At 62.6% G+C, this 12,282-nt stretch carries 9 protein-coding genes; 1 reads left to right on the plus strand and 8 read right to left on the minus strand.

Features of this window, described 5'->3' with window-relative positions; translation table 11 throughout:
- Positions 1-35: 35 nt before the first annotated feature.
- The 7 genes from CV013_RS12705 to radA form a co-directional block, all read right to left on the minus strand.
- Entirely contained in the window at positions 36-1,580 is a 1,545-nt protein-coding gene (locus CV013_RS12705) for an aminoacyl--tRNA ligase-related protein (RefSeq protein ID WP_102156069.1), read from the minus strand.
- A 99-nt stretch (positions 1,581-1,679) separates the two neighbouring features.
- Positions 1,680-2,243, minus strand: coding sequence for a polyhydroxyalkanoate synthesis repressor PhaR (gene phaR, locus CV013_RS12710; RefSeq protein ID WP_102156070.1), 564 nt, complete (start codon positions 2,241-2,243; stop codon positions 1,680-1,682).
- Between the two features lie 107 nt (positions 2,244-2,350).
- Positions 2,351-3,391, minus strand: a complete 1,041-nt coding sequence (gene alr / locus CV013_RS12715; RefSeq protein ID WP_102156071.1) for an alanine racemase — start codon at positions 3,389-3,391, stop codon at positions 2,351-2,353.
- Positions 3,388-5,097, minus strand: coding sequence for an MFS transporter (locus tag CV013_RS12720; RefSeq protein ID WP_102156072.1), 1,710 nt, complete (start codon positions 5,095-5,097; stop codon positions 3,388-3,390). Before CV013_RS12720 ends, alr begins: the two co-directional genes overlap by 4 nt.
- A 37-nt stretch (positions 5,098-5,134) precedes the next feature.
- The gene (locus CV013_RS12725) at positions 5,135-5,575 is read right to left on the minus strand and encodes an iron-sulfur cluster assembly scaffold protein (RefSeq protein WP_190276537.1); all 441 of its coding nucleotides are present in this window, start codon (positions 5,573-5,575) and stop codon (positions 5,135-5,137) included.
- A complete protein-coding gene (locus CV013_RS12730; RefSeq protein ID WP_102156073.1) occupies positions 5,572-6,111 on the minus strand; it encodes a CvpA family protein in 540 nt (179 codons plus the stop codon). Before CV013_RS12730 ends, CV013_RS12725 begins: the two co-directional genes overlap by 4 nt.
- A 22-nt stretch (positions 6,112-6,133) precedes the next feature.
- Positions 6,134-7,495, minus strand: coding sequence for a DNA repair protein RadA (radA, locus tag CV013_RS12735; protein WP_102156074.1), 1,362 nt, complete (start codon positions 7,493-7,495; stop codon positions 6,134-6,136).
- 72 nt (positions 7,496-7,567) lie between these two features.
- Here radA and CV013_RS12740 point away from each other — a divergent pair, with 72 nt between their 5' ends.
- Positions 7,568-9,880, plus strand: coding sequence for a patatin-like protein (locus CV013_RS12740; protein WP_102156075.1), 2,313 nt, complete (start codon positions 7,568-7,570; stop codon positions 9,878-9,880).
- Between the two features lie 1,204 nt (positions 9,881-11,084).
- Here the strand turns inward: CV013_RS12740 and dnaJ are convergent.
- Positions 11,085-12,215 (minus strand): molecular chaperone DnaJ, encoded by a 1,131-nt coding sequence (gene dnaJ, locus CV013_RS12745; protein ID WP_102156076.1) that lies wholly within the window; start codon positions 12,213-12,215, stop codon positions 11,085-11,087.
- Between the last annotated feature and the right edge of the window lie 67 nt (positions 12,216-12,282).

Raw genomic sequence — 12,282 nt, forward strand, 5'->3', positions numbered from 1 at the left:
ATAGTTCTTTATAATTCACTATAGCGAACTACAATTCAATACGCGCGCGCCACCAGCACCCGTTCCGTCGCCGGCTCGCCTGTAAAGATGCAGGTGCCGTCTGCGGGCGGCGCATCGATCGGCACATTGCGGAATGTCAGCTTAAGCGCCTTGAGCCGTTCAACCACGGCATCCAGCGCAGCCCCGGTCGGTTTCGACCATTGCACTTCGACCCAGCCGGGGTTCTTCTGACCCTCGGCAAAGTGCGCGGCGACTTCGTCCATCGTGGTCACGCCGCGGGTGATGTTCGCATCGCGCCGCGTGGCGGCTTCGGAATAGAGCGCCTGCTGAATTTCTGCCAGCAGGTCTGCCGCCCCGGCGATGAAGTCTTCCCGCTGCGGGTAAGTGAAGGCGCTCTTGCCGGTTTCCATGTTCCAGATCGCATCGCGACGCAGCACGGCGAGCTTGCCGCCTTCCATGTCGCGCGAACCGACCTCGATAATCACCGGAGCACCCTTGCGGACCCAGTCCCAGCGCTTGGCCGCAGCCTTGCCCGGACGCTTGTCGAGCAGCACGCGGACAGGCTCGCCCAATGCCGACAGCCCGGCCAGCGCGGCGCGCACTTCCTCGCAATAGGCCAGCAACGGCTCGTCCTCAGGCTTGTCGCGCAGCATCGGCAGGATCACGATCTGGTGCGGCGCGATCTTCGGCGGCACGCGCAGGCCATCGTCGTCGCCGTGGGTCATGATGACACCGCCGACGAGCCGCGTGGAAACACCCCAGCTGGTGGTGTGGCACAACGCCTCTTTGCCTTCGCGGTCCTGATATTTGATACCCGCGGCATCGGCAAAATTGGTGCCGAGATAATGGCTGGTGCCCGCCTGCAGCGCCTTGCCATCCTGCATCATCGCCTCGATCGACCAGGTTTCGACCGCACCGGGGAACCGCTCGTTCTCGGGCTTCTCACCAGCAACCACCGGCATGGCGAGATCATCCTCGACACAGGCGCGATACATCTCCAGCGCGCGGAGCGTTTCGGCCCGCGCATCCTCGCGGTTCTCGTGCGCGGTATGACCCTCCTGCCACAGGAACTCGCTGGTACGCAGGAACATGCGGGTACGCATTTCCCAGCGCACGACATTGGCCCACTGGTTGGTGAGCAAAGGCAGATCGCGCCAGCTCTGGATCCAGCGCGCCATCGCATCCCCGATGATCGTTTCGGATGTAGGGCGCACCACCAGCGGCTCTTCAAGCTTGGCAGCGGGATCGGGAATCAGCCCGCCCTTGCCATCGGCAATCAGGCGATGGTGCGTGACCACCGCCATTTCCTTGGCAAAACCCTCGACATGCTCGGCCTCGCGGGTAAAGTTCGCCAGCGGGATGAAGATCGGGAAGTAGCAGTTCTGCACCCCGGCGGCCTTGATCCGGTCGTCCATCAGGCGCTGGATCCGTTCCCAGATGCCGAAGCCCCACGGCTTGATAACCATGCAGCCGCGCACGCCGGATTCTTCCGCAAGGTCGGCAGCGGAGATAACCTCCTGATACCACTGAGCAAAATCGTCGGAACGTTTGACCGACAGGGCATGGCGAATCTGGGACAATTGGCTGGTCTTTTCGTCTGTTTTCAGGAGGCGCCGCCCTAGCCGGGCGAAGGGGCATGGGTCCAGAGGCGAGTTGCGCGAACGCCCCGCCGCTGTCGATCAGTTGCCCAGCTGATCGAGCTTCTTTTGCATGGCCGCCATTTGCGCGCGCAGTTCGGACAGTTCGTCGCCCGTCTTGGCTTCGCCCTCTTCGGCGGAGGGTTTGGCGGGCGCAGGCTTGGGAATGAACGCCTCGGTCGCGGCGCGCATCATCGCCATGTTGGTTTCGGCCAGTTTGGCGAGTGGGTTTTCGCCCGTCTTCTGCGCGAACGCCTCCTGAAGCTTGGCCTGATTTTCACTGAAATTGGCCATCATCGCTTCGAGATAGCTCGGCATCATCGTCTGCATCGAATTGCCATACATCGCGATCAGCTGGCGCAGGAAGCTGACCGGCAGCAACTGTTCGTTGCGGTTCGATTCTTCTTCCATGATAATCTGAGTCAGGATCGAATGGGTGATGTCTTCGCCCGACTTGGCATCGAGCACTTTGAAATCGATCCCTTCGCGCGTCATCTGCGACAAATCGTCGAGCGTGATATAGCTGGAAGACGCCGTGTTATAGAGCCGCCGGTTGGCGTATTTCTTGATGACGACCATTCCATCGTCGCTGCTGTTTTTGGTCATGCGCGACTCGCTCTCCTGCTCTCGTGCAAAAGACTTATTAGCATTTGCAGCATGTGCAGCGCAACAAATGCTGCACGCGATTGTGCGCGGCAAAGTATTGGAAACATTCAGCGCTGGAAACGACGGCCGAGAGTGGTGAGCAGTTCGTATTGCGTCAGGCCGGTCGCCTGCGATGCATGTGGCAAGTCATACGGCACAGCAACCCAGTCCCCCGCGCGGACATCGGGCGCGGCGGTCAGATCGACGACGATCATGTCCATCGAGACTTTGCCCAGCATCGGCAGTTCGGCATCGCCATGCCGCAACACGGCGTGCCCGCCCCAGCACCGCAGAAACCCGTCAGCATAGCCGAGCGAGACGACACCGACCCGCATCGCTCTGTCAGAAACGAACGCGTGGTTGTACCCCACCCCTTCGCCTGCGGCGATCTCGCGGGTCTGCAACACTTCCGCTTCGGGATAGGCAACGGTGCGGATCGCATCGGTCAGCGCCGGATGCGGCACCCCGCCATAGAGCGCCAGACCGGGCCGCGTGACATCGAACGCATAATCGTTACCGAGCGCGATACCTGCACTGGCCGCAAGGCTCCGCCGTCTGGCCGGAAGCCGGTCACACGCAGCCCTGAACCGGGTGAGCTGCACTTCGTTAAACGCGCTGTCCTCGTCCGCTTTGGCCAGGTGCGAGAGCAAAGTCTCGATTTCCAGACCCGCCAGCGCCGGATCGCCCAGCGATGCCATAGACAGGCCGAGCCGGTTGATCCCGGTATCGACCATCACATCGCACAGGCCTCCCCCGCTTTCGCGCCAGCGCACGACCTGATCGATGCTGTTGAGCACCGGCCGGACCCCCGTGGCGCGGGCAAAGGCGCAGTCGGCATCGGTCATAGGCCCGTGCAGCACCGCGACCTGAGCGGGCGGGACATGCGCGATCAGGTCGGGCACTTCGCTCCAGTGCGCGACGAAAAAGTCGCGCGCACCCGCCGCCGCCAGCACCGGCGCGACATGCGCGATGCCCAGACCATAGGCATCGGCCTTCACCGCCGCCCCCGCCTGCGCCGCGCCCGACAGCCGGTCGAGCGCGCTCCAGTTGGCGGCAAGAGCTTCTTTATCGAGACGCAGCCGCAAGGCAGGCGGCGGAAGTGGTATCACGGATTACTCGCAGAAACGGGCAGATCATGGTCCGACGACTCAAAGTCCGCCGGTGGCCCACCCCTGAGCCCCCACCACGCCACGATCAAGCCGAATGCGACGACGGCCCAGGTGTACCACAATCCGGCATAAGCATTGCCGGTGGTGGCCACGATGTAACTGGCGATCAGCGGCAGGAACCCGCCGAGATAGCCCGCCCCGATATGATAGGGGATCGACATCGAGCTGTAGCGGATCTGTGGAGGGAACATTTCCGCCAGCAGAGCGGCCACCGAACCGTATGTCAGCGCAGACAGCATCCCCAGCCCGCAGATCAGCGCCACGATCCCGGCAAGCCGCGCGAATGGCGGAAACTGCGTCGAAAAATCGTAGCCGTTTTCTTCCAGCGCTTGCCAGACTGCTGCCTTGTGCGCAGCGGGATCGTTCCAGTCGATCTGCTTCGTCCCGTCGCCCAGAGGATAGAGCGTGAAACCGACCTGCATCGTCAGGTCGAGACGGCCTTGCGCCTGAGACGGATCGAACCCGGTCGGCGTGTCCACAATATCGTAGGGTACGCCAAGCGATGTGAGATCCTGCAACAATCGCCCACATCGCGTCACCTGCACATCAGCGAACGGATCGTAGCTGCAATCGGCACCCGACACGAGCACCGGCGCATCTTCCGCTGCCTTGTTCAACCCCGGATTGGCGAGCGCGCCGATCCCCCAGAATATCGGGAACAGCAATAACAGCGACAGCGCGGCGCCGATCACAATCGGTTTCTTCCGCCCCACCCGGTCGGACCATTTGCCCACCAGCAGATAGAACCCCATCGAAATCGCCCCGGCGATCAGCATCACCAGTTCCACGACCTGTTCATCCACCCGCATCGGCCCGCGCAGGAACGACAGGCCGGAAAAGAACGCGGTGTACCAGATCGTCGTCAGCACCCCGGTAATGCCGAACAGCGCAACGAAAATCCGTTTCTTGTTACCGGGATAGGTGAAGCTTTCGACAAAGGGATTGCCTGCGGTTTCGCCTGCTTCCTTCATCGCGCGAAACACCGGGCTTTCGCTCAGTTTCAGGCGCATCCACAGCGATATGGCCAGCAGGATCAGCGACAGCAGGAAGGGCACACGCCAGCCCCACGCTTCGAATTCTTCGGGTGGAATCGCCCAGCGGCACACGATCACAACAATGATCGACAACACGAACCCGCCAACTACGCTCGATTGAATAAAGCTGGTGTAATACCCGCGCTTTTCCGGCGGGGCGTGCTCGGCCACATAGATAGCCGCACCGCCATATTCGCCGCCCAGCGCCAGCCCTTGCAGGATACGGAACAGGATTACGATTGCCGGAGCGACCAGCCCGATCGTTTCCGCATTGGGCACCAGCCCGACCCCTGCCGTGGCGATCCCCATCAGAGTAACAGTCACCAGAAAGGTATATTTGCGCCCCAGCCTGTCACCCAGAAAACCGAACAGGATCGCCCCCAACGGGCGAAAGCCGAAGCCGACTGCGAACCCGGCCCACACCAGCAACAATTGCAGCGTTTCGTTCCCCGCAGGGAAAAACGCCTTGCCGATCAGTGCGGCCAGTGTTCCGTAGATGAAGAAATCATACCATTCGAACACTGTACCGGCCGACGATGCGGCGATGACCAGCCGGATTTCTTTGGCGCTCGGTTCGTGATCGTGAACGGTCGCTGTTGCGCTGTCGCTCATTTCCGTTGTGGCTCCCCCTTTGAAGCAGAGGGGCGGTTTAGCTGCGCGCTGGAAGCTTGGAAAGCGCGTCCTGCGCGGCGATCCACGGTAACAGCATCGCGCCATGCCGCCCCGGATAGGCACGGGCCGGTTCCAGAATGGCCAGATCGGGCCAGTCGGGCAGTGGCCCTTCGCCCGAAAGCCAGCGTTCGAACTCGCTCAGTGTCGCGGCGATATGCGACGCATCGCTGCCAACTGCCGACTGCGCGAACAGCGCCGCCGCTGCCTGCCCCACCGCACACGCGGCCACACGCAGGCCCAGCCGCTCGATCCGCCCCACCGGATCGCAAGCCAGCCCAACGGCCAGCGTGCTGCCGCAAGTGCGTGAACGCGCCTCGCCGGTCAGCGGCAAATCGTCGCACAGCGGATATTCCGCCAGCGACACCGCCAACGCCAGCAGATCAGGGGTATAGAGCGCCCCACCGCCGCGCGCGGTCACTGCTCGCCAGCATCGGTTTGCAGATCGCCATCGGCGGTGGCGAGCGCTTCGCGCCGTTCCGAAATCAGTTTCACCAGCGCATCTGCACTGGAATTCACCAGTGGATATGTGCGCGCCTGCGTAATCCAGTCGGGCCTGCCCGCGACACCCCACACGGTATCATAACCCAGCACCAGCAAGGCAAAGGCGCATGTCACTACGATCCCGCCCTTGATCGCGCCGAAACCAAATCCGAGTACGCGGTCGATCGGGCCGAGGAACGACGAACGGCTCGATTCACCGATCCGGCCGGCGATCAGCTTCATTGCAGCATAGGGGATCAGCAGGAGCAGCGCGAAAGCGAGCGTGGCCGCGCCAGTCGTTGTTTTCACATAAGGGAGGAGGAATTCGTACACCGGGGTGTGCAGCGTGTTAATCGCCACAATCGCCAGCCCCCACGATGCCAGCGATAGCACTTCCTGCACGAAACCGCGCAGGAAACCTCCGACAGCCGCCACGCCGACGACGATGAGGACAATGATATCAAAACCGGTCATGCGATCGAAATGCTGGTAATGCTTATTCCATAACCCGGTCAACGAGGTTTGATAACTGCTTTATCCCCCGATACTTAAGCGCGGCTGAATCGGGTTCCACTTCACCCGGCCCACAGCCCAGCGAAAATCCCAGCTTGGCAGATTCGCGCAGTCGCAGCCCGGCATGGGCCACCGGGCGCACTTCGCCCGCCAGCGACACTTCGCCAAACCATACTGCCTGCCGTGCCAATGGCTTATCGGCCAGCGCCGATACCAGCGCGGCGGCAACCGCGAGATCTGCCGCCGGGTCGGAAAGGCGATAGCCGCCCGCTACGTTCAGATAGACTTCCGCCGAGCTGAAGTTCAGCCCGCAGCGCGATTCGAGCACAGCCAACAACATCGCCAGCCTGCCGTTATCCCATCCCACCACCGCACGGCGCGGAGTCGCCCCCGATTGCAATCGCACGATCAGCGCCTGAATTTCCACCAGCACGGGCCGCGTCCCTTCCAGCGCGGGGAACACCGCGCTGCCAGCCAGCGGCTCTTCCCGCCCAGACAGGAACAGCATCGACGGGTTGGCGACTTCTTCCAGCCCGTCGCCCGCCATTGCGAACACGCCGATTTCGTCCACCGCGCCAAAGCGGTTTTTGAGCGCGCGCAGGATACGATACTGATGGCTGCGCTCGCCTTCGAAACTCATCACGACATCGACCATGTGTTCCAGCACGCGCGGCCCGGCAATCGTGCCATCCTTGGTCACATGGCCGACCAGCACCAGCGCGACGCCGTTTTCCTTGGCATAACGGATCAGTTCGAACGCACAGCCGCGCACCTGGCTGACTGTGCCCGGCGCGCCTTCGATCGTGTCGGAATGCATGGTCTGGATCGAATCGATCACCAGCAGCGCCGGCGGTTCACCCTGCCCCAGCGTTGTGAGGATATCGCGCACCGAAGTCGCCGCCGCCAGCCGGATCGGCGTATCCGAGAGGCCGAGCCGCGCGGCGCGCATTCGCACTTGCCCTGCCGCCTCTTCCCCGCTGACATAGACCGCCTGTGCCCCACTGCGCGCGACAGTGGCGGCGGACTGCAGCAGCAGCGTGGACTTGCCGATCCCCGGATCGCCGCCCATCAGCACCGCCGATCCCGGCACCAGCCCGCCGCCCAGCGCGCGGTCGAATTCGGCCAGCCCGGTCGGGCGGCGCACCAGCGGCTTCGACGGCGCATCGAGCGATTCGAACATCACGGCCCGACCGCCGCTCGACAAATCGTGCTTCTGCGAAAACACGGTGGCGGGGGCATCTTCCACCAAGGTGTTCCATTCGGCGCAATCGGGGCACTGCCCCTGCCAGCGATGACTGACAGAGCCGCAGGCCTGACACACGTAGCGCTTTTTCACTTTCGCCATATCGCGCGCATAAACAGAACATTTGTGGAACGCAATTGCCTTGGTCGCATTTGCCCGCCACAGTCGCCAACCATGTACCAGAAGGAACTCAGGATCGCATTGGTCTGTTATGGCGGGGTGAGCCTGGCAGTCTATATGCACGGTGTCACAAAAGAGATCTGGCATCTTGCCCGCGCAAGCCGCGCCTTCCTTGGGCGCAAGGATACCGACGGGGTTCAGGCGGTCTATCGCGATCTTCTATCCGCTATCGAGCAACAGCACGGCCAGCGCCTGCGGGTGCTGCCCGATATTCTTACGGGCGCAAGCGCCGGTGGGATCAACGCGATTTTTCTGGCGCAGGCAATCCATTCGGGGCAAAGCCTCGAACCGCTGACAGAGCTGTGGCTGGAGACGGCGGACGTCGATAAACTCGTCGCGCCAGAGGCGCTGCCGGGCTGGCGGTTCGCCAAATTCTGGGCGCAACCGTTCGTTCGCTGGGTGCTCAGCCGTCCCGGCAATGCCGTTTCGGAAAGCGTCGCGCCCGAGACCCGCACCGAAGTGCGTCGCAAAGTCTCGCGCCTGATCCGCGGGCGCTGGTTCGAACCGCCGTTTTCCGGCATCGGTTTTTCTCAACTGCTGCGCGATGCGCTCTCCGCAATGGAGTCTGCCCCGGCGGAAGAACCTCTGTTGCCTCAGGGACATCCTATCGATCTGATGGTGACGGCGACCGATTTTCGCGGCTACCTCTCGCTGCTGCGCCTGCACAGCCCGCCGGTGGCGGAAGAGAGCGAGCACCGTATGCCGATCACCTTTCGCGCCAAGACACCGGGCAATGCCGGACATTCGCTGGCCGATCCGCTCGAACTGACGCTGGCCGCACGGGCGACCGCGAGTTTTCCCGGCGCGTTCCCTCCACTGCGGATCGAGGAGATCGACGAACTGGCCCAGCGTACAGAGCAGATCTGGCACGGGCGCGATGCGTTTCTGGAGCGGATCATGCCGATCCACGTGCGGCAGGGGAATAGCGAGCATGTCTCGCTGATCGATGGATCGGTGCTGGTCAACGCACCGTTCAAGGGGGCAATAGACGCGCTGCCCGCTCGCCCGGCGCAGCGCGAAGTGGACCGCCGCTTCGTCTATGTCGATCCCCGGCCCGACCGATTTGGATCGCTGGAAGAGCGGATCGACCGCCCGGTGGGGTTCTTCGGAGCGATTTTCGGTTCGCTGTCCACTATCCCGCGCGAACAGCCGATCCGCGACAATCTGGAAGCCATCGAAGAACAATCGCGCGAAGCGTTGCGTATCCGTCGGATCATCACCGGCCTGCGCCCTGAGGTAGAGGCCGCCGTCGAAAAACTGTTCGGCAAAACTCTGTTCTTCAGCCGCCCGACCCCCAAACGCCTCGCCGCATGGCGGGCCAAGGCGCAGCAGGCCGCTGCCGAACAGGCGGGTTATGCCTTCAGTTCGTATGCTCAGGCGAAGCGGGCCGGGATTATCGAGACGCTGGGGCACTTGGTGTACGATGCCGCTCCATCGCTGAAGCTGCCGGGGCCGGAACCGGTGATTGCCCGGCTGCGCGATGAATTCGTTGCCCGTGGTCTGGATACGCTGTCGTATCCCGCCGGAGGGGCCACGCCCGAAGCAATCGCGTTCTTCCGCGCGCACGATCTCGCCTTTCGCGTTCGCCGCCTGCGCCTGCTCGCGCGGCGGCTATCGCGTGAGTGGGAGGCCGACCCCGACATGCCGGACGATGCGCTCGAAACTGCGCGGGAAGCGATCTACGAAATCCTTTCGCTCTATTTCGAACGTGAAGACATGGCCCCGCTGGGCGGCAATTTCCGGGCGCTCGCTGCCAATGTGATGCAGGAACCGGGTGCCGTGATCGATGCCCTGGAAACGCGGCGCCTGCTACCGGATACAGACGTGAAGGCGGAGGAAATGCTCTGTGCAGCGCTCAACGCAATGCCCAAGGAATTGCGGCGGCGCATCCTGCTCACGTATCTTGGCTTCCCGTTTTACGACGTGGCCACGCTGCAACTGCTCCGCAACGAAGGGCTGACAGAATTCGACGCGGTAAAGGTAGATCGGATCAGCCCTGACGATGCCCGCTCGATCCGCACGGGCGGCACCCGCGCGACATTGCGAGGGACCGAGTTCTATAACTTCGGCGCGTTTTTCTCCCGCGCCTATCGCGAAAACGATTACCTGTGGGGGCGACTGCATGGGGCCGAACGGATGATCGATCTGGTCTGTTCGACAGTGGACGGGTTTGCCGATGGCGACTGCGCCACATTCAAAACCCGCGCCTTTCTCGCCATTCTCGACGAGGAAGAAGGTCGCCTGAAAGCCAATCGCGGATTGGTGCAGCGGATCAGAGAAGAAGTACTGGAACGCGCCGCGAAATAGCGGTTCGACAAGCCGACACACACACACACACCACATTTCCCCCCAACGTCGCCCCGGACCTGATCCGGGGCCCCGCTGTTCTGCCAGCGCAGTGCCCGAACAAGCTGGCCCCCGGCTCGAAGGCCGGGGTGACGGTGGGGCAAGGGAGCGCCTGTGCGGCATTGGCAGGAGCACGCTTCTGCCACCCGATCATCGCCCCTCGTCATTGCGAGGAGCCGAAGGCGACGCGGCAATTCATGGACCGCACCTCGCCACCATCGCAAACGGCACACGGAGCAACGCCCTCTCGCAGTGGATTGCTTCACTGCGTTCGCAATGACGAGGGGTGAGCGAAGCAAGCGGCGACTTCGAAGGACTTGCACACACAAGAGCAGATCAGATGCAGCGGTTCGACAAGCCGACACACACACACACCACATTCCCCCCCAACGTCGCCCCGGACATGATCCGGGGCCCCCGCTGTTCTGCCAGCGCAGTGCCCGAAGAAGCTGGACCCCGGCTCGAAGGCCGGGGTGACGGTGGGGCAAGGGAGCGCCTGTGCGGCATTGGCAGGAGCACGCTTCTGCCACCCGATCATCGCCCCTCGTCATTGCGAGGAGCCGAAGGCGACGCGGCAATTCATGGACCGCACCTCGCCACCATCGCAAACGGCACACGGAGCAACGCCCTCTCGCAGTGGATTGCTTCACTGCGTTCGCAATGACGAGGGGTGAGCGAAGCAAGCGGCGACTTCGAAGGACTTGCACACACAAGAGCAGATCAGATGCAGCGGTTCGACAAGCCGACACACACACACACCACATTCCCCCCCAACGTCGCCCCGGACATGATCCGGGGCCCCCGCTGTTCTGCCAGCGCAGTGCCCGAAGAAGCTGGACCCCGGCTCGAAGGCCGGGGTGACGGTGGGGCAAGGGAGCGCCTGTGCGGCATGGGCAAGCATATGTTTTTGCCACCCGATCCTCGCCCCTCGTCATTGCGAGGAGCCGAAGGCGACGCGGCAATTCATGGACCGCACCTCGCCACCATTCCAAACGGCACAAGGAGCATCGCCCTCCCGCCGTGGATTGCTTCACTGCGTCCTTAATGACGGGTGGATAGATAGGCCAGAAAGGCAGACCACCGGTTCAGCCACCCAACTGGAGAAGACCGACGATAAAACAGCCATCCGGCACAAACCGCCGCAATCTGCGCCGCCGTCCGCGATCTATCCGCCGAACGCTTCTTTCAATCGGTCGAAGAAACCACGGCTTTCGGGGCATTCGTCCCCGGTTTCAGTCGCGCGGAATTGTTCGAGCAGCTCTTTCTGCTCCTTGCTCAATCTGGTCGGAGTCTCGACCGCGATTTCGACCACCAGATCGCCGCGACCGCGCCCTTGCAGCACAGGCATACCGCCTCCGCGCACGCGCAACTGCTTGCCCGACTGGATGCCCGCCGGAATCTTGACCGAATGGCTTTCCCCGCCAAGGTCGGGAATTTCAAGCGTATCGCCCAATGCCGCAGTCGTGAAGCTGATCGGAATGCGCGTTAGCAATGTCGTGCCATCGCGGCTGTACACCGAATGCTGACGCACATGGACGAAGATATACAGGTCGCCGGGAGGTGCCCCGCGCGGCCCCGCCTCACCCTTGCCAGACAGGCGGATGCGGGTGCCGGTATCGACACCCGGCGGAATTTCCACATCGATGGTCTGCGGCATATCGACCCGGCCTTCGCCGCGACAGGCCTTGCATGGGTCTTCGATCACTTCGCCGCGCCCGTGACAATTGGGGCATGGACGTTCGACTACGAAGAAGCCCTGCTTTGCCCGGACTTTGCCGATCCCGCCGCACAAATTGCAGCCGCGTGTGCCGGTGCCGGGGGTTGCCCCCGACCCGTTGCAGGTATCGCAAGTCTGGCTGACTTCGATCTCTATCTGGCTGGTCTTGCCATGAAACGCCTCTTCCAGCGTGATTTCCATGTCATAGCGCAGATCGGCCCCACGGCGCGGTTGCTGTCGTGCAGCACCACCACCGAAAGCCGAACCGAAGATCGTTTCGAAAATATCCCCGATGTCGCCAAAATCGCCCTGACCGAAACCGCCAGGCCCGCCGCCCATGCCGCCCTGCTGGAACGCAGCGTGGCCATAACGATCGTAGGCGGCACGTTTCTGCGGGTCTTTCAGCACTTCGTAGGCAGCCGAACACGCCTTGAACTGCGCCTCTGCCTCAGCATCGCCCGGATTACGATCGGGGTGATACTTCATCGCCATCTTGCGATAGGCGGATTTGATCGTCCGATCATCCGCATCGCGGCTGACTTCGAGCAGTTCGTAAAAATCGATTTCAGTTGCTGACATGAGGCAAATCCCTAGCCGCCACCGATGCGGAGTGCACCGGCGGCGGCGAGGTTATCCATTATAGCGA

Origin of the sequence: Tsuneonella flava, from assembly GCF_002870965.1 — a bacterium.
Lineage (GTDB): Bacteria > Pseudomonadota > Alphaproteobacteria > Sphingomonadales > Sphingomonadaceae > Tsuneonella > Tsuneonella flava.

Coding starts and splice junctions, on each gene's coding strand:
- phaR (WP_102156070.1), bottom strand. CDS start 2,243: ATGACCAAAAACAGCAGCGACGATGGAATGGTCGTCATCAAGAAATAC.
- CV013_RS12720 (WP_102156072.1), bottom strand. CDS start 5,097: ATGAGCGACAGCGCAACAGCGACCGTTCACGATCACGAACCGAGCGCC.
- CV013_RS12730 (WP_102156073.1), bottom strand. CDS start 6,111: ATGACCGGTTTTGATATCATTGTCCTCATCGTCGTCGGCGTGGCGGCT.
- radA (WP_102156074.1), bottom strand. CDS start 7,495: ATGGCGAAAGTGAAAAAGCGCTACGTGTGTCAGGCCTGCGGCTCTGTC.
- CV013_RS12740 (WP_102156075.1), top strand. CDS start 7,568: ATGTACCAGAAGGAACTCAGGATCGCATTGGTCTGTTATGGCGGGGTG.
- dnaJ (WP_102156076.1), bottom strand. CDS start 12,215: ATGTCAGCAACTGAAATCGATTTTTACGAACTGCTCGAAGTCAGCCGC.